Origin of the sequence: Pseudoalteromonas sp. bablab_jr011 (genome assembly GCF_016464045.1) — a bacterium.
GTDB classification, from domain to species: domain Bacteria; phylum Pseudomonadota; class Gammaproteobacteria; order Enterobacterales; family Alteromonadaceae; genus Pseudoalteromonas; species Pseudoalteromonas lipolytica.
Map to the genome: position 1 here is coordinate 20,492 of NZ_JACDWU010000095.1, position 18,214 is coordinate 38,705.

Genomic DNA, 18,214 nt, shown 5'->3' on the forward strand with positions numbered 1-18,214 from the left:
CAATAGCTTGCCAAGAAAACCGCAAAAAAGATTTTTTTCTTTGTTTCCCACTTTTTCCCACGTAATTCAGTAGCTTTGCTTGAAGCCTTATTTTTTCTGGCTTTACAAGCAAGTTATGATGATCTGCTTACTTGACAAAATAGCTTGTCAAGCCCTAAACTGGAGCACTGTGGTAAAAAGTGGTTTTTAGTGGATCAAATTGGATCAGTAATAATCGTTAACGATTTACAACCTAATTTTAAGGCAAGCTATGTTTCGGGGTGCGAGCTCTCTGAGTTTGGATGATAAAGGACGCTTTGCGGTACCGACTAAGTACCGAGATGCGATCTTGTCTGAAGATCAGGGCACCGTTATTTGCACCGTAGCACTTAATGAGCCTTGTTTATGGTTATATCCGTTGGCTGAGTGGCTTGAAATTGAATCGCGGTTATTAAAAATTTCTAATATGAATCCACGTGCACGCCGAATGCAACGTATGTTGCTTGGTAATGCTACAGAGTATCAACTCGATAAAAATGGCCGAATTTTGCTTGCACCGTCTTTACGTGCACATGCTGAACTTGGAAAAAAAATCATGTTGGTTGGCTTGATGAATAAGTTTGAGATTTGGGATGAAGATCGTTGGCATGAACAAATGCGCCAAGATACTGAGATAGAACGCCTAGGCGATTTTGAGGCGAATCCCGAATTCGATAATTTCTCACTCTAACCACAAATAAAAAAGGCAAAAAATAGCTAATGACAGCGCAATTTGAACATGTCTCTGTACTGATGGAAGAAACCATAAATGCTTTGGACATAAAGCCCGAAGGTATTTACATGGATGGCACATTTGGTCGCGGTGGACACTCAGGACAAATTTTAGCGCGTCTAAATGATCACGGTCGCTTACAAGCAATCGACCAAGATCCGCAAGCTATTAAAGCTGCCGAAAAATTTGCTGATGATGCCCGTTTTTCAATTGCCCATACCCGTTTTTCTAATTTAAAAACGGTGGCGGAAGACAATGACTTAATTGGTAAAGTCGATGGCATTTTATTAGACATTGGTGTGTCATCACCTCAACTAGACGATGCAGAACGCGGTTTTAGTTTCATGAAAGATGGCCCGCTTGATATGCGCATGGACCCAACCAGCGGTCGCAGTGCTGCACAGTGGTTAGCCGAAGCGGAACTTGAAGACATTACCCATGTGATCAAAACCTTTGGTGAAGAAAAATTTGGTCGTCGTATTGCTCATAAAATTATTGAAACTCGCGAGCACACACCGATTACGAGTACCAAACAATTGGCTGATTTAGTTGATCAAGCCGTGCCAGTAAAAGATAAACATAAGCACCCTGCAACACGCACCTTTCAGGCGATTCGAATTTATATCAACAGTGAGCTCGAAGAAATTCAAACGGCGCTTCAAGCTGCTGTTGAAGTATTAAAGCCGGGTGGACGGCTGGTGGTTATTTCGTTCCACTCACTCGAAGATCGTATTGTTAAGCAGTTTATTAAGAAACAGAGTAAGGGAGAGGCGATACCCAGAGGTCTGCCTTTAACAGATGCACAAATAAATAAAAACCTGACGTTAAAAGCAGTGGGTAAAGCCATTAAGCCGAGCAAGGAAGAAATTGAATTAAATCCTCGTTCGCGCAGCTCGGTGCTAAGGGTTGCACAGAGGTTGTAATGAAAGCAAAAGCGACACATCGCCAACCAAATTTATTTTTAGAGATTTTCAAAGGCCTAGGAGCTAATAAGCTGACCTTGGCCTTGTTGGTTGTGATTCTCGCATCGAGCTTGAGTGTCGTGCAGGTAACTCACTTAGCTCGTCAACAGTTAATAGAACAAGATAAGTTATTGCAAGAGCGTGATGAACTAGACCTTGAATGGCGCTACTTGTTGGTAGAAGAAGAGTTTTATTCACAGCATGCACGTATCGAAGAAGTTGCAACCATGCAATTAGAAATGAAACGGCCAACCAGCCAAGACGAAAAGGTGGTAATACTGCAATGATAAGCAGAAGGAAAAAGCCAACTAATACCTTGATCACATGGCGCTTTATGCTGGTGTGCTCGGTTGTATTTTTAGTCTTTATGACGCTGGTAGCGCGTGCCGCATTTTTGCAAGTAATTGAACCAGACAAAGCGCGTTCAGAAAGTGATAAACGCACAGTACGTGTTGAAAAGCAACATGTACAACGCGGTATGATCTTTGATCGCAATGGCAAAGAGCTGGCGGTAAGTGTGCCTGTGGTTAGTGTGTATGCAGACCCCAAAGCCTTGCATAAATCGTTGGTCAGCAAAGTGCTTCGCCAAGCGCGTAAAAATGGTGAAGATCAAAATGCACTGGCAGAGAACACCGCAGAATTAAATAGACGCATTGCCGCTTATTACAGCAATGATATTCGTTGGCGTGAGCTGGCGGATGTACTGCGTATTGAGCCAACTAAAATCAATGCGCGCCTGCGCGATAATCCGAAACGCCGATTTGTATATTTAAAGCGTCAGGTAACGCCTGCGGTTGCTAATTATATTGGTGATTTACGTTTGCCTGGTATTCATTTACTCGACGAATCAAAACGTTATTATCCTGCTGGCGAAGTGACAGCGCACGTGATTGGTTTTACGAATATCGACGGTCATGGAATCGAAGGAATCGAAAAACTATACGAACAACAACTAACCGGTGTTGAAGGCCAGCGTACTATTCGTAAAGATGCCCAAGGCCGCGAAGTTGAAGTACTTGATGAGCGTGAGCGTGTAGAACCAGAGAATATCCATTTAAGTATTGATCAACGTATTCAAGCCATTGCTTATAAAGCGGTGAAGTCAGCCGTATTATCTTACAAAGCAACATCGGGCTCGGCTATGGTCGTAGATGTAAAAACCGGTGAAGTACTGGCAATGGTTAATAGCCCTTCATTCAACCCGAATAATTTATCAGACGCAGCACCACACAAACGCCGTAACCGTGCCATTACCGATTTGTTTGAACCGGGTTCGACTGTTAAGCCACTAGCCATTTTGGCTGGTTTAGACTACGGCTCAATCCAACCGGATGAAATTATTGATACTTACCCAGGCTGGATGCGCGTTGGCGGGAGCTTAGTACAAGACACGCGTAATCACGGCGAAATGAGCTTAAGAGAAATCTTAAAGTACTCAAGTAATATGGGTGTGACGAAGGTCAGCCAAACCGTACCGAAAGACTATTTTGTGGGCCTTTATGAAAAAGTTGGCTTTGGCAGTGACAGCGGCACCGGAATGGTCGGTGAAAGTAGTGGCTTATTTTATCCACACCGTCGTTGGTCTGATCACGAAATTGCCGCTTTATCGTTTGGTTATAACTTAGCGGTAAGCACGGCACAAATGGCGCGTTTTTATGCCATGTTAGGGTCGGGTGGCGTTATGCGTCCTTTGACTGTGCTGAAGCAAGATTCAATTCCTGAAGGCGAGCGTGTTTTTCAACAAAAGGATGTTGAAGCCGTTGTTCACATGATGGAAAGTGTATTTGAAAAAGGCGGTACGGCACAAAAAGTTCACGTAGATGGCTACCGTGCAGCGGGTAAAACAGGGACCTCTAAAAAGGCCGCTGTGGGTGGTTATGGTGACGAATATGTCGGTTATTTTGCAGGTATAGCGCCAGCCAGCAATCCTCGTTTAGCTGTTGTGGTAATGATAAATGAACCGGGTGGAGATGTTTATTATGGCGGAGCGACGGCAGGTCCTGCATTTGCAGAGATTGTCTCCAATGCCTTAAGAATTTTAAACGTCGCACCGGACAAAGATGCGGTTGCGTACGTGGAAGGCAAAGATAACGATGCGTGATTTAAAACCCATTCTTAATCATATTGACGTGGAGGCTAATTCTTTATTAGTCAATCAACTGCGTCTAGATAGTCGCGATGTTCATCCCGGTGATGTATTTGTGGCAATTAAAGGCCATCAGCTTGATGGCGGCCAGTTTATAAAGAAAGCCATTGAAAGTGGTGCGGTTGCTGTGATTGCTGATCGCTTATGTGAGTTTGAAAGTCATTTCGAACCACTTTACTTAGTGTCTGATTTAGCTAAAAAGCTGCCAGCACTCGCTGCTGCATTCTACCAACAGCCCTCTGCTGAGTTAGATTTAGTGGGCGTAACAGGCACCAATGGCAAATCAACAACGACGGCAATGATCGCGCATTTAGCGCAGCAATGCCATAAATCTGCAGCGGTTATTGGTACGCTGGGTTATGGTCACCCTGAACAGCTAACACCCTTAGCCAATACCACTCCATCAAGTGTTGATTTACAACGTATTTTATCTGAACTACGTGATCAACACATGAATGTGGTTGCAATGGAAGTTTCATCGCATGGTCTGGTGCAACAGCGCGTTGATCATTGTCAGTTTAAAGCCGCCGTTTTTACCAATTTGTCGCGTGATCACTTAGATTATCATGGCACAATGGATGCGTATGGCGATGCCAAATTGATGTTGCTGCGTGATCATAATCCAGAAACTGTTGTGCTTAATCAAGACGATGCACAAGTCGAACAGTGGTTAGAAAAGTACGACTTCAATAACCTAATTTGTTATGGCCATAAAAATTTAGCACCGAAAGGCGCACGCTATGTCTATTTTAGCGATGTCGTTTATAGCAACACCGGTATTTCGGCAACGTTCGAAACAAGCTGGGGTCACGCTGAGGTGCAATCTGCATTATTTGGTGAATTTAACCTCTATAACCTAGCAGCAGCAATGGCCACGCTATTAGGTATGGGTTACCCGCTTTCACAGTTAGTAGACGCATGTAAATCATTGCAACCGGTTGCTGGGCGCATGCAAGCGTTTAGCGCACCGGGTCAACCAACTTGTATTGTTGACTATGCACATACACCAGATGCACTTGCACTGGCATTGCAGGCTTTACAAAAGCATGTCCCCGGGGGCGTGAGCTGTGTGTTTGGCTGTGGCGGTGACCGCGATAAAGGCAAGCGTCCAATGATGGCAAAAGCGGCTGAAGGTAATGCTGATCGTATTATCGTCACCAGCGATAACCCACGCAGTGAAGACCCAAATGCAATTATTGCTGACGTGGTCGCAGGGCTTGAGCACCCAGAGCGCGCGCATTGCGAAGCAGACCGTGCTCGTGCAATTAGTTATGCAATAGAGCAAGCAAATGCCGATGATGTGATTCTTATTGCAGGCAAAGGCCATGAAGACTATCAAATTATTGGCGATCAGCGTATCGACTTCTGCGACCGCCAATATGTACAACAACAACTAAAAGAAAAATCGCAAGGGGCGCAGTTATGATCCCGATGGATTTTGATTGGCTAGCACAGGTTCTAGCAACCGATTACCACGGTGGTAATCACAAAGTGAAAAATATAAATACCGACACACGCACACTGTGCGAGGGTGAAGTATTTTTAGCATTACAAGGGCCTAACTTTGATGGCCATAAATTTGTAGCGCAAGCAAAAGAAAAAGGGGCGATTGCAGCCATTGTTGCGCGCCCTGTTAACGTTGATATTGTGCAGTTTGTTGTCACAGATACTCGTATTGCGCTGGGTCATATTGGGGCGGCGGTGATGGCAGAAGTCTCACCAAAAACCATCGCAATAACAGGCAGTGTTGGTAAAACGACCGTAAAAGAAATGTGTGCAGCAATTCTGTCAGGCCACGGTGAAGTGCTCTCGACTAAAGGCAACTTTAATAACGATATTGGTGTGCCGCTAACATTGTTGTGCCTTGAGCCTCAGCATGAATATGCCGTGATTGAATTGGGTGCTAATCATATTGGTGAGATTGCTTACACTGTTGCCATGACAAAACCAGATGTGGCTGTTGTGTGTAATGTTGCCGCGTCGCACTTAGAAGGTTTTGGCTCGTTACAAGGTGTAGCGACAGCGAAGGGTGAAATTTACGATGGCTTAAAACCGGATGGGGTTGCCATTGTTAATTGTGATAGCGACTTTGCTGATTATTGGTTAGATAAACTGACTCACCGAACAGTAAAGCGTTTTTCTACTACACAACAGTTAGATTATTGGGCTGAAGATGTAGTGCTTGATGAACAAGCGCGCGCTTCATTTATGCTGTGTACAACAGAGCACAAAGTCCCTGTAACGCTTGCTTTGCCTGGTAAGCACAATATTGCTAATGCGCTTATCGCTACCGCGTTAACCACTGAATTAGGTGTGAGTTTAGACAGTATTGCAACTGCGCTTGCATCCATGGGCGAAGTAAAGGGACGCGTTAACGTACTAAAAGTATCAGATAAGCTAACGGTAATTGATGATACTTACAACGCAAATGTGCAGTCAGTTAAAGCAGCCATTGATTTATTGAGCGATATGCCCGGACGCCGTATTTTCGCCTTGGGTGATATGGGCGAACTTGGTGAAGAAGCACGTTTTTATCACCAACAAGTGGGTGAGTATGCTCAGCAAAAGGGCATTGATGAACTTTACAGCCTTGGCGTATTGAGTAAGTCGGCCAGTGATGTTTTTGAAAAGCCAAATCGTCATTTCTCAAGCCGTGAGCAATTATTACAACAATTACAAAGTGTGCTCGCTGAATCTCAGCAAAAGACCACCATTGTAGTGAAAGGATCGCGAAGTTCTCGTATGGAACTTGTGGTAGCAGATTTAGTTAACAGCCAGCAAGATGGCAACAATGGGGTAACGTCATGTTAGTGTGGTTGGCAGAGTATTTAACACAGTATTACAGCGGCTTTAATGTGTTTTCATACCTGACGCTGCGAGCGATTTTAGGTATTTTAACCGCCTTACTTATTTCACTTTATTATGGCCCTAAGCTTATTCGCGGTTTACAAAAAATGCAGATTGGTCAAGTGGTTCGCCATGATGGTCCGGAATCTCATCTGTCTAAAAAAGGCACGCCTACTATGGGCGGAATTTTGATTCTTGGTGCGATTTTTACCAGTACGCTGTTGTGGGCTGATTTATCAAATAAATATGTGTGGGCAACGTTATTTGTTGTGGGATCATTAGGCGTAGTGGGCTTTATTGATGACTACCGTAAAGTAATTCGTAAAGACCCCAAAGGTCTCATCGCTAAGTGGAAGTACTTTTGGCAGTCAGTGATCGCCTTAGTTGTGGCAAGCGCACTTTATTTTACTGCGCAGCAAGGCACTGAAACATCGTTAGTAGTGCCGTTTTTTAAAGATGTACTGCCACAACTTGGCTTGTTTTATATCGTCATGACCTACTTTGTTATTGTCGGCACATCTAACGCGGTAAACCTAACGGATGGGCTTGACGGTTTAGCAATTGTTCCGACTATTTTAGTCGCGTCGGCTCTGGCCATTATTGCTTATTTAACGGGTAACGTGAATTTCTCTAGCTACTTACATATTCCTCATTTACCGCTGGCAAGCGAACTGGTTGTGGTGTGCACCGCGATTGTGGGTGCAGGGCTTGGTTTCTTATGGTTTAACACATACCCAGCACAAGTATTTATGGGCGATGTGGGCTCGCTTGCGCTAGGCGGCGCACTGGGCATTATTGCGGTATTAGTTCGCCAAGAATTAGTGCTCATTATTATGGGCGGTGTGTTTGTGATGGAAGCTTTATCGGTAATTTTACAAGTCGGTTCATATAAGTTACGTGGGCAGCGCATTTTTAGAATGGCGCCTATTCATCACCATTATGAGTTAAAGGGATGGCCAGAGCCACGTGTGATTGTGCGCTTTTGGATTATTTCGATTGTGCTCGTGCTTGCGGGCCTTGCGACATTGAAGATCAGGTAAATGACAGTAATTAACGAGATTAAAAATAAACACATAACAGTGCTCGGACTCGGTGTAACCGGTCTGGGCATTGTGCGTTTTTTATTGTCTCAGAATATTCAGCCAAAGGTTGTGGATAGCCGAGAGCAGCCGCCAGGTGCTGATTGGCTAGCTGAGCATGCGAGTGAGCTGGTTACCCACTTTGGTGATTTAGATAATGCAGCGCTTAGCAATACCGACATCATTATTATCAGCCCTGGGCTTAGTTTAACAACGCCAGCAGTCGCAAAAGCAATGGCTGCGGGGGTAGAAGTGATTGGCGATGTTGAGCTCTTCGCGCGCTTAACAGATAAGCCTATTGTGGCAGTGACGGGGTCAAACGGAAAATCAACTGTGGTGACGCTGGCATTTGAGGTACTCAAAGCTGCGGGTTATAAAGTGGGCCTTGGCGGCAATATAGGCACGGCTGTACTTGATTTATTAGCGCATGACTACGATGTTTTTGTGCTTGAGTTATCCAGTTTTCAGCTTGATACCACCCAGAGCTTAAAAGCACACAGTGCGTGTGTACTCAATGTCAGTGAAGATCATTTAGATCGCTACCCAAGCTATCAAGCTTATATCGACTCGAAGCAACGTATCTATAATGGCGCAGCGCTTTGTGTTGTGAATGCCATTGATGCGGCAACACACACTGCAAAGCAGCCGCAGTTAAGCTTTGCACTTCGTAATGCCGATTATTCGTTAGTTGATCAACAGGGTGAACAATATTTTGCAGCACAAGGTAAGCCTCTGTTACCTGTAAGCAGCTTAAATGTTGTGGGCTCGCATAATCAACAAAATGCATTGGCAGTGATGGCGTTATTAAGCCCATTTGAAATCACAGCCGAGCACTATCAGCAAGCATTTAGTGCCTTTACTGGACTTGCGCACCGGTGTCAGTTTGTCGCTGAAATTAGTGGTGTAAAGTATTTTAATGACTCAAAAGCAACGAATGTTGGCGCGACTATCGCCGCAATTGAAAGCCTGGCTGATCAAGCAAAGCAATTAGTTGTTATTGCCGGTGGCGATGCGAAGGGGGCTGATTTAGATGCCCTAAAACCGTATTTGAACGACAAAGTAAAAGCCTTGGTCTGTTTTGGTAAAGATGCAAAAGCATTAGTGGCGCTTTCAGATAAAGGCCACCTTACTAGCAACATGCATGAAGCAGTGCTACTTGCAAAACAGCTGAGTGATCAGGGCGATATCGTATTACTTGCCCCCGCTTGTGCCAGCATAGATATGTATAACAACTATATGCAGCGTGGGGATGACTTTACCCAGTGCGTATTGGCGGAGGCAGTATGATTGCATTTGCTGATATTCGTGACGCGCTTACACCTAAACAATCTGCACAACTTTATGATGTGCCGTTGATGTATTGTATGTTGATGTTGATTGGGGTTGGCTTTGTGATGGTGACCAGTGCATCGATGCCCACCGCTGAGCGTTTATTTGATAATCCTTATCACATCATTATTCGCCATAGCATGTTCTTAATTATGGGCTTTTTCTTATTCTGGATAGCCACCAATGTCCCAATGGATTGGTGGAAACGCAGTAACCCTTATTTACTCTTGCTGGGCTTAGCTTTACTGGTACTGGTATTGATAGTTGGTCGTGAGGTCAATGGTGCAAAGCGCTGGATACCAGTAGGACCCATTGGTTTTCAGGTAGCAGAAGCCGCTAAGCTGTATTTTTTTAGTTATATTGCTGGCTATTTAGTGCGTAAGCGCGCAGAAGTACAAGAAAACCTGAAAGGCTTCTTTAAGCCGTTAGCCGTGTTTGGTGTGTATGCTTTATTGATATTGATGCAGCCTGACTTAGGCACCGTAGTGGTTCTGTTTGTTACGACGGTGGGCTTACTCTTTCTAGCGGGTGCAAAACTATGGCAATTCTTTGGTCTTATATTAACGGGGATTGCTGCGGTAGTCGTGCTGATTATTGCTGAACCTTACCGTATGGCACGTGTTACAGGCTTTCTTGAACCTTGGGAAGACCCGTTCGGAAAAGGTTACCAATTAGTACAGTCGCTAATGGCATACAGTCAAGGTGGCTGGTTTGGTCAAGGCTTAGGTAATAGTGTGCAAAAGCTACAGTACCTTCCCGAAGCACACAATGACTTTATCTTCGCTGTTATAGGTGAAGAGCTAGGGTTTTTTGGGGTGTTAAGTATTTTAGTGGTGCTTGCAATATTTGTTTTTAGAGCCTTGCTTATTGGTCAAAAAGCGTTGAAGTGCGGTAAAGAGTATGAAGGTTATTTTGCCTTTGCGATTGGTATTTGGTTTGCCTTTCAAACCATGGTAAATGTCGGCGCAAGTGCGGGGATCTTACCGACCAAAGGCTTAACCTTGCCGTTTATTTCGTACGGTGGTTCTAGTTTATTAATTATGACCATCGCAACAGGTGTACTTTTGCGAATTGATTTTGAAACCAAAATGGCGACAAAGCAAGCTACCTCACGCGGAGGCAAACGATGAGTAAAAAATTACTTGTAGTTGCTGGTGGCACCGGTGGGCATATTTTCCCTGGTATTGCGGTTGCAGATTTTTTAAAGCAGCAAGGTTGGCAGGTAAGCTGGATTGGAACACCCGATAGAATGGAAGCCAATGTTGTGCCCAAACACAATATTGAAATTGACTTTATTAACGTAAAAGGTGTGCGCGGTAACGGTATAAAGCGCTTGATTAAAGCCCCTTTTATGGTGATAAATGCCATTTTGCAGGCGCGTAAAATTTTAAAAGCGCAAAAGCCTGATGTCGTACTCGCCATGGGCGGCTATGTGACAGGCCCAACAGGAATTGCCGCAAAAAGCTTAGGGATCCCTCTGGTTATTCATGAACAGAATGCAGTGGCAGGTATGAGTAACCGCTGGTTAGCAAAGTGTGCGAATAAGGTTTTGGCTGCTTTTCCTTCGGCTTTTGCTAAAGGGCAGTGTGAAATCGTTGGTAACCCAGTGCGCGCTAGTGTTGCGACGGTAACGGCTAAGCAAACGCAAACGCCGATTAATGTGCTAGTGGTTGGTGGTTCGCTGGGGGCGCAAGTATTGAATCAGACTTTACCGGCTGTATTCAGTGAGCTTTCAGCGCAAACAACGCTTAATATATGGCACCAAACGGGTAAAAATAATGAACCTAATGTCACCGCGAGCTATCAACAGTTAGGGTTAGCTGATTTTAGCAAAGTGACTGAATTTATTGATGATATGGATAGCGCTTATCAATGGGCCGATTTGGTAATTTGCCGTGCTGGTGCATTGACAGTAAGTGAAATCGCTGCGGCGGGTCGAATGGCTCTATTTGTGCCGTTTCCACATGCAGTGGATGACCATCAAACGGCTAATGCAGGGTATTTAGTCGCCGCGCAAGCTGCTTTGCTGATGCCGCAAAGTGAGTTTACAAAAGATGCGGTTGTGAATGTGTTATCACCTTACTTAAACGCACCAGAAAAAATTTCAACTATGGCAAGTAAAGCAAAACAGCTTGCCATTTTAGATGCCACAGCCAATGTTGCGAAGTGCTGTGAGCAGCTAGCAAATAGAAGAGATAAGTAGTGAAAGAAAGCACGATGAAAGAAAACAGCACTCGTCCTGCGATGCGTCGAATTGACACCATCCATTTTATTGGTATTGGTGGCGCAGGGATGGGTGGCATTGCCGAAGTACTTGCTTTTGAAGGCTACCGTATTACCGGCTCAGATATCGCACACAGTGCCATGACAGAACGCTTGATTCATGTCGGCGCAGAAGTGTTTATCGGGCATGATGAAAATAATGTCAAAGATGCCAGCGTGGTCGTGGTATCAAGTGCGATTAACGATCAAAATCCAGAAATTAAAGCAGCAAAAGCGGCGCGTATTCCGATTGTTCGCCGCGCAGAGATGCTTGCAGAATTAATGCGCTTTCGTCATGGCATTGCCGTGGCAGGAACACATGGTAAAACCACGACAACAAGTTTAATTGCGAGCATTTATGCACAAGCAGGGCTTGATCCCACTTTTATTATTGGCGGCCTGCTAAACAGTGCGGGTAGTAATGCGAAGGTTGGTAAAAGTGATTTTTTAATTGCCGAAGCCGATGAGAGTGATGCGTCGTTTTTACACTTACAGCCGATGGTGTCGGTGATCACAAATATCGAAGAAGATCATATGGATACCTATGGTGGCAGTTTTGAGAAAATGAAAGACACCTATGTCGACTTTATTCATAACTTGCCATTTTACGGTTTAGCGGTTGTTTGCATAGATTCTGAGGTGGCTGCAGAGCTTATTCCTCGTTTTGGTCGCCCAGTGATCACCTACGGTGAATCGGCCGATGCTGATTACCGCATGGTTGATTTTAGCCAGACAGCCAATACCTGTTCATTCAATGTAGTGAATAAACACGGAGAAAGCTTAGCTGTTAGCTTGAATATGCCAGGCAAGCACAATGCATTAAATGCAACCGCTGCGATTGCGGTGGCAAAAGATCAAAATATTGCAAATAATGCAATTTTAGAAGCGCTGGTAAAATTTGAAGGTGTAGGCCGTCGTTTTCAACATTACGGCACATTTGAAAATGAACGCGGTAATGTGATGTTAGTCGATGATTATGGGCATCACCCATCAGAAGTGGCCGCAACCATTGCTGCTGTACGTGAAGGCTGGCCAGATAAACGGTTAGTCATGGTGTACCAACCGCATCGTTATAGCCGTACTCGAGATTTATACGAAGATTTCGTTAAAGTACTTGCCGATGTCGATCAGTTATTACTGCTTGATGTTTATGCTGCAGGTGAAGAGCCCATAGTCGGTGCCGACAGTAAGAGTTTATGCCGTAGTTTACGCCAACGCGGCAAAGAGCCATTGCATGTAGCAAGCAGTGCAGAGCTTGCGGGTGTGCTTGCTGATGTAATGCAAGATAATGATTTAGTTTTAACGCAAGGCGCTGGTAACATAGGCCAATTAGTGAAAAAGTTAGCAGCAAGCAACTTGTCTATTGAACAACTTAAGCAGGTAAATGTATGAGCCAGACAAGCGACAAATTTGGCAAAGTAGCAGTTCTTTTTGGCGGTACATCAGCTGAACGAGAAGTCTCGCTTAAATCGGGCCAAGCCGTATTGAACGCATTGCAGAGTGTTGGCGTTGATGCCATCGCATTTGATCCTAAAGAACAGCCTCTTTGGCAATTAAAAGAGCGCAATATTGAACGAGTATTTATCGCACTTCATGGCCGAGGCGGTGAAGATGGTACGATTCAAGGTGCGCTTGAATTTATGGGACTTCCTTATACTGGCAGTGATGTATTGGGCTCTGCATTGGCTATGGATAAAGTGCGTTGTAAGCATTTATTTAAAGCAATGGGTTTAAGCACAGCACCTTACACCGTTGTTGATAGCCGCCATGAGTTTGATAGCCAAGCAATCATAAACGAATTTGGTAAGGTGATGGTTAAGCCATCGCACGAAGGGTCAAGCATTGGTATGGCTGAAGCGCATACGGCTGAGCAGTTAGATGCCGCTTTAAATGCGGCCTTTAAATTTGACAGCCAAGTACTCGTAGAGCAATGGATTACGGGGCGTGAATTTACCGTCGCTGTTTTAGGTCAAGATGTTCAGCCTGTTATTGAAATGACAACACCGAATGGTTTTTACGACTATCAGGCTAAGTATCAATCAAATACCACTCAGTACCATTGCCCTGCAGATTTATCTCAGCAAGAAACAGAATTATTGCAAGATATGGCTCTTAAAGCCTTTGATTTAGTTGGCGCGAGTGGCTGGGGGCGTGTTGATGCAATGCGTGATGAACAGGGGAATTTTTACTTATTAGAAGTGAATACAGTCCCAGGCATGACCGAAAAGTCGTTGGTGCCAATGGCGGCTAAAGCCAATGGTGCAAGTTTTGAACAATTAGTTGTTCGCATTCTGGAGCAAACACTTTAATATGCATCCTTTTTTGAAGAAAGCGCAACAGTTAAAACAGCAACTTAATTGGTCGCTGATTTTTGGTGTGAGCTTTTTTCTGGTGGTCATTTTTTCTTTAGTAAAGATTACCACAGGGGTGTCTGATTGGTTGGTTGAAAACAAAGATGCGCAAATTAAGCATTTATCAGTGCTTGGACAGCCTCAATACACTGATGAAAAAGCAATTATTAGTGCGATAAAAAAAGCCGACTTATCGAGTTTTTTTGAATTGGATGTCAAACATGTGCAACGCTTGGTACAAAGTCTGCCATGGGTCGCAACGGCATCGGTAAGAAAACAGTGGCCAGATACCTTACAAGTGTATGTGGTTGAGCACCAAGCGGTAGCCCATTGGAACAGTGATTTACTCTTGAATCAATCAGGGGAAGTGTTCCAAGCAAGTAGTGATAAATTACCTGATACGCTACCGCAGCTATATGGCCCTGAAGGCAGTGAAATAGAAGCTTGGACGGCTTTTCGTCAGTTTCAAGCAATGCTAAGGGTGAATGATTTAGAGCTGACAAGTTTAGCGCTCTCTGAGCGTTTTTCGTGGCAGTTATGGCTTGATAACGGCATACGCCTGAATTTAGGCCGCAAAGAAAAAGCGAAGCGTGTACAACGTTTTATTGACGTTTATCCGCGCATGGAACAACGTGCAGATGCACAAATTGATGTTGTTGATTTACGGTACGATACCGGTCTTGCAGTGAGCTGGAAGCCACTTCAAGAAGAACAATTAGAAAATAAGAGTAAGGCATGACTAAGTCAGCAGAAAGAAACCTAGTGATTGGATTAGACGTTGGCACCTCAAAAGTAGTGGCCACCGTTGGTGAAATCACCGCAGATAATAAGCTCAGTATTGTGGGGGTAGGCAGCCAAGTATCGCATGGTATGGATAAAGGCGGCGTAAACGACCTTAACCTTGTTTCTGAATCGATTCGTCGTGCTATTGACGAAGCAGAACTGATGGCCGATTGCCGCATTAGTTCAGTGTACTTAGGTATTTCTGGTAAGCATATTCAGTGTCAGAATGAAAGCGGTGTGGTTGCTATTAACAACACCGAGGTGACAGATGAAGACATTGAAAATGTGATTCATATTGCGCGTTCAGTGCCAATTTCGGCAGAGCGCAAAATGCTGCATGCATTACCGCAAGAATACAGCATTGATATGCAAGAAGGCATTAAAAACCCATTGGGTATGAGTGGCGTGAGAATGGAAGCGCGAGCCCACATTATTACTTGCTCAAACGACATGGCAAAAAATATTGAAAAATGTGTAGAGCGATGTGGTCTTGAAGTGGACCAACTTATCTTTACTGCATTAGCGTCATGTTATTCCGTACTGACTGATGATGAAAAAGAGTTAGGGGTAGCGGTGCTGGATATTGGTGGCGGTACAATGGATATCACCATTTATATTAATGGTGCGCTTCGTCACTCAGCCGTTATTCCTGTTGCGGGTAATCAAGTAACGGGTGATATTGCAAAAATATTTAGAACACCTATATCACATGCAGAGTCACTCAAAGTACAATATGCCTGTGCAAGCAGCCAAATGGCGAGCAACGAAGACACGATTGAAGTGCCAAGTGTGGGTGGGCGACCTGCGCGTATTATGTCTCGTCATACCTTATCTGAGGTTGTTGAGCCGCGTTTTAGAGAATTATTTGAGCTGGCTATGGAAGAAATACGCCGCTCAGGTTTAGAAGACCAAATTGCTGCGGGTCTCGTCATCACTGGCGGAACAGCAAAAATGACAGGGGCAATGGAAGTGGCAGAAGACATTTTCCAAATGCCAGTCAGAATTGGCAAACCAATCGGGATTGTTGGTTTGACAGATTATGTGGATGATCCTTCGTACGCGACCGCGGTTGGTTTGTTACAATACGGCCGTACTATGCAATCGATGAATGCACAAAAATCGAAAGCTGAAGGTGATAATAATTGGTGGAACCGTATTACGAAGTGGTTCCAAGGTGAGTTTTAAAGCTCAAGTCGGAGAGTAAAGATGTTTGATATGATGGAACAGCACAGCGAAGAAGCTGTCATTAAAGTAATTGGTGTGGGCGGCGGCGGCGGTAACGCTGTTGAACACATGGTAAAACAACAAATTGAAGGTGTACGTTTTATTGCGGCAAATACGGATGCACAAGCATTACGTAATTCATCTGCCGATGTAACCGTGCAACTAGGTACACAGATCACCTCTGGTTTAGGTGCGGGTGCAAACCCTGAAGTAGGCCGTAATTCAGCAGAAGAAGACGCTGAAACTATCCGTGCTAGCCTTGAAGGCGCTGATATGGTCTTTATCGCAGCCGGTATGGGTGGCGGTACAGGTACGGGGGCTGCGCCTGTGGTTGCAAAAATTGCAAAAGAGTTAGGGATCTTAACGGTTGCAGTGGTTACTCGTCCGTTTGATTTTGAAGGTAAAAAGCGTGCTGCAGCGGCTGAACAAGGCATTAATGAATTGTCAGAAATTGTAGACTCTCTTATTACAATTCCGAACAATAAATTGCTTAAAGTTTTAGGCAAAGGGACTACACTATTAGATGCCTTCGCAAAAGCAAATGACGTGTTATTTGGTGCTGTTCAAGGCATTGCAGAATTAATCACACGCTCAGGTCTAATCAACGTGGATTTCGCCGACGTACGTACTGTAATGTCAGCGATGGGAACTGCGATGATGGGCACAGCGTCAGCATCTGGCCCAGACCGTGCACAAGAAGCAGCAGAAGCCGCTATTTCAAGTCCATTACTTGAAGATGTTGATTTAACAGGTGCTAAAGGCATTCTTGTTAATATCACTGCGGGCATGGATATTGCGATTGAAGAATTTGAAATTGTGGGTAACCACGTTAAAGCATTAGCGTCTGAAAATGCAACCGTGGTTGTTGGTGCGGTAATTGACCCAGAAATGAGCGACGAGTTACGTGTAACTGTTGTTGCAACAGGTTTAGGGGGCGATCGTCGTCCACAGTTTGGCATCGTTGATAATGGCTTTAAGAAAGCATCAGGCTCTGATGTACAAAGCTCAATGAACCAAACGACTAGCAGCATGTATGTACCAAGCTTTGCAAGTCAAGGCAGCAGTGATGATGTGAGCATGTCAGCAACATCTGAAAAGCAAGAGCCTGTAAAGCAAAGCACAACAAGCAGCTCTGTCTCGTCAAAGACAGCTGAGAGCAATAAAAAGTCTGATAAATCAGAGGGTGGCGATTATTTTGACATCCCCGCTTTCTTAAGAAAGCAAGCTGACTAAGGCTTTTTACTGATAATTTGTTCGATAAATAAACAAATTTGGCAGCTGGATGTATTTATGATACAATCCGCCGTCTAACTGTAACTATAAGTGAGCGAACCTATGATTAAACAGCGTACGATTGCAGAAGTAGTCAAAGCCATAGGAATTGGACTTCATAAAGGTGAGAAGGTCACTATTACTCTCCGACCTGCGAGCGCAAATACTGGGATAGTATTTCGTCGTGTGGACCTTGATCCGGTTGTTGATTTTGAAACAACACCTGAAGCCGTTGGTGATACGCAATTGTGTACCTGTTTAACAAACAAAGATGGTGTTCGCTTATCAACGACTGAGCACCTAATTGCTGCGGTAGCGGCAATGGGTATTGATAATCTAATTGTTGAATTAGACAGCTCAGAAGTGCCTATTATGGATGGTAGTGCATTACCATTCATTTACTTGTTACAAAAAGGCGGCATTAAAGAAGTAAATGCAGCTAAGCGTTTTATTCGTATTAAAGAAAAAGTACGTATTGAAGAAGGTGATAAATGGGCTGAGATCGAACCATACGATGGTTTTCACATCGATTTCGAGATCGCATTTGATCATCCTGCTATCAATGAAAGTCGCCAACGTATTGGTTTAGATATTACGGCACAAAGCTTCACTGAAGAAATCAGCCGTGCGCGTACTTTTGGCTTTATGAAAGACATTGAATATATGCATGCAAACAACCTAGCCTTAGGTGGTAGCATGGATAACGCAGTTGTTTTGGATGAATTTAAAGTATTGAATCCAAACGGCTTACGTTACAGTGATGAGTTTGTTAAACACAAAATCTTAGACTGTGTGGGTGACATGTTTATGACGGGCCATAACATTCTAGGTAAAATCACGGCTTATAAGTCAGGCCATGATTTAAACAATAAGTTACTTCGTAAAATTATGGCGACTGAGTCAGCATGGGAATGGGCAACATTCGATACGCCAGTGACGATGCCAGCACCAGGCCTAGAAGTAGCAACAGCTTAATCGCACGCATATTACAGTTATAAAAAATGACGCTTTAAAGCGTCATTTTTTTGCTTTACGATAAGCATAACTTGTATTACCAATCCGCAAAAATACTTATACCATTCCGCAAAAATACTTAATCATTTTGAGTGATTAAACCAGTCGCTACCTGCGTTAAAAATTTCTGATTTAGAACAACTAAATAACTAAATTTTTGCCTTGTTATCAACGCGGTTTTATTGCCTCAAAAT

16 protein-coding genes are annotated in these 18,214 nt (G+C 44.1%); all 16 read left to right on the top strand.

What is annotated here, in order from left to right; translation table 11 throughout:
* Positions 1–250 precede the first annotated feature (250 nt).
* Positions 251–709, top strand: a complete 459-nt coding sequence (gene mraZ, locus JIG41_RS03535; RefSeq protein ID WP_036971213.1) for a division/cell wall cluster transcriptional repressor MraZ — start codon at positions 251–253, stop codon at positions 707–709.
* Between the two features lie 29 nt (positions 710–738).
* A complete protein-coding gene (gene rsmH, locus JIG41_RS03540) occupies positions 739–1,674 on the top strand; it encodes a 16S rRNA (cytosine(1402)-N(4))-methyltransferase RsmH (RefSeq protein ID WP_036971210.1) in 936 nt (311 codons plus the stop codon).
* Positions 1,674–2,000: a cell division protein FtsL gene (gene ftsL, locus JIG41_RS03545; RefSeq protein ID WP_036971208.1), complete on the top strand. Its 327-nt coding sequence runs from the start codon at positions 1,674–1,676 to the stop codon at positions 1,998–2,000. The genes rsmH and ftsL overlap by 1 nt, the downstream gene beginning before the upstream one ends.
* Complete coding sequence (locus JIG41_RS03550) at positions 1,997–3,814, top strand: penicillin-binding transpeptidase domain-containing protein (protein ID WP_036971205.1); 1,818 nt, start codon at positions 1,997–1,999, stop codon at positions 3,812–3,814. Before ftsL ends, JIG41_RS03550 begins: the two co-directional genes overlap by 4 nt.
* A complete protein-coding gene (gene murE / locus JIG41_RS03555; protein WP_118843975.1) occupies positions 3,807–5,285 on the top strand; it encodes a UDP-N-acetylmuramoyl-L-alanyl-D-glutamate--2,6-diaminopimelate ligase in 1,479 nt (492 codons plus the stop codon). Before JIG41_RS03550 ends, murE begins: the two co-directional genes overlap by 8 nt.
* Positions 5,282–6,670, top strand: coding sequence for a UDP-N-acetylmuramoyl-tripeptide--D-alanyl-D-alanine ligase (murF, locus tag JIG41_RS03560; protein ID WP_199524265.1), 1,389 nt, complete (start codon positions 5,282–5,284; stop codon positions 6,668–6,670). Before murE ends, murF begins: the two co-directional genes overlap by 4 nt.
* Positions 6,664–7,746, top strand: coding sequence for a phospho-N-acetylmuramoyl-pentapeptide-transferase (gene mraY / locus JIG41_RS03565; RefSeq protein ID WP_036971198.1), 1,083 nt, complete (start codon positions 6,664–6,666; stop codon positions 7,744–7,746). Before murF ends, mraY begins: the two co-directional genes overlap by 7 nt.
* Entirely contained in the window at positions 7,747–9,072 is a 1,326-nt protein-coding gene (murD, locus tag JIG41_RS03570; RefSeq protein ID WP_036971197.1) for a UDP-N-acetylmuramoyl-L-alanine--D-glutamate ligase, read from the top strand.
* A complete protein-coding gene (ftsW, locus tag JIG41_RS03575) occupies positions 9,069–10,244 on the top strand; it encodes a cell division protein FtsW (protein ID WP_036971195.1) in 1,176 nt (391 codons plus the stop codon). The genes murD and ftsW overlap by 4 nt, the downstream gene beginning before the upstream one ends.
* Complete coding sequence (gene murG / locus JIG41_RS03580) at positions 10,241–11,317, top strand: undecaprenyldiphospho-muramoylpentapeptide beta-N-acetylglucosaminyltransferase (RefSeq protein ID WP_036971193.1); 1,077 nt, start codon at positions 10,241–10,243, stop codon at positions 11,315–11,317. The genes ftsW and murG overlap by 4 nt, the downstream gene beginning before the upstream one ends.
* A 14-nt stretch (positions 11,318–11,331) precedes the next feature.
* Positions 11,332–12,768: a UDP-N-acetylmuramate--L-alanine ligase gene (gene murC / locus JIG41_RS03585; protein WP_206770699.1), complete on the top strand. Its 1,437-nt coding sequence runs from the start codon at positions 11,332–11,334 to the stop codon at positions 12,766–12,768.
* Entirely contained in the window at positions 12,765–13,685 is a 921-nt protein-coding gene (locus JIG41_RS03590; RefSeq protein WP_199524266.1) for a D-alanine--D-alanine ligase, read from the top strand. Before murC ends, JIG41_RS03590 begins: the two co-directional genes overlap by 4 nt.
* Before the next feature lies 1 nt (position 13,686).
* Positions 13,687–14,466: a cell division protein FtsQ/DivIB gene (locus JIG41_RS03595; RefSeq protein WP_065978161.1), complete on the top strand. Its 780-nt coding sequence runs from the start codon at positions 13,687–13,689 to the stop codon at positions 14,464–14,466.
* Positions 14,463–15,695, top strand: a complete 1,233-nt coding sequence (gene ftsA, locus JIG41_RS03600) for a cell division protein FtsA (protein WP_036971185.1) — start codon at positions 14,463–14,465, stop codon at positions 15,693–15,695. The genes JIG41_RS03595 and ftsA overlap by 4 nt, the downstream gene beginning before the upstream one ends.
* Positions 15,696–15,716: 21 nt before the next feature.
* The gene (ftsZ, locus tag JIG41_RS03605; RefSeq protein WP_036971183.1) at positions 15,717–16,967 is read left to right on the top strand and encodes a cell division protein FtsZ; all 1,251 of its coding nucleotides are present in this window, start codon (positions 15,717–15,719) and stop codon (positions 16,965–16,967) included.
* Positions 16,968–17,069: 102 nt separating this feature from the next.
* Entirely contained in the window at positions 17,070–17,981 is a 912-nt protein-coding gene (gene lpxC, locus JIG41_RS03610) for a UDP-3-O-acyl-N-acetylglucosamine deacetylase (protein WP_036971181.1), read from the top strand.
* Positions 17,982–18,214: the final 233 nt, after the last annotated feature.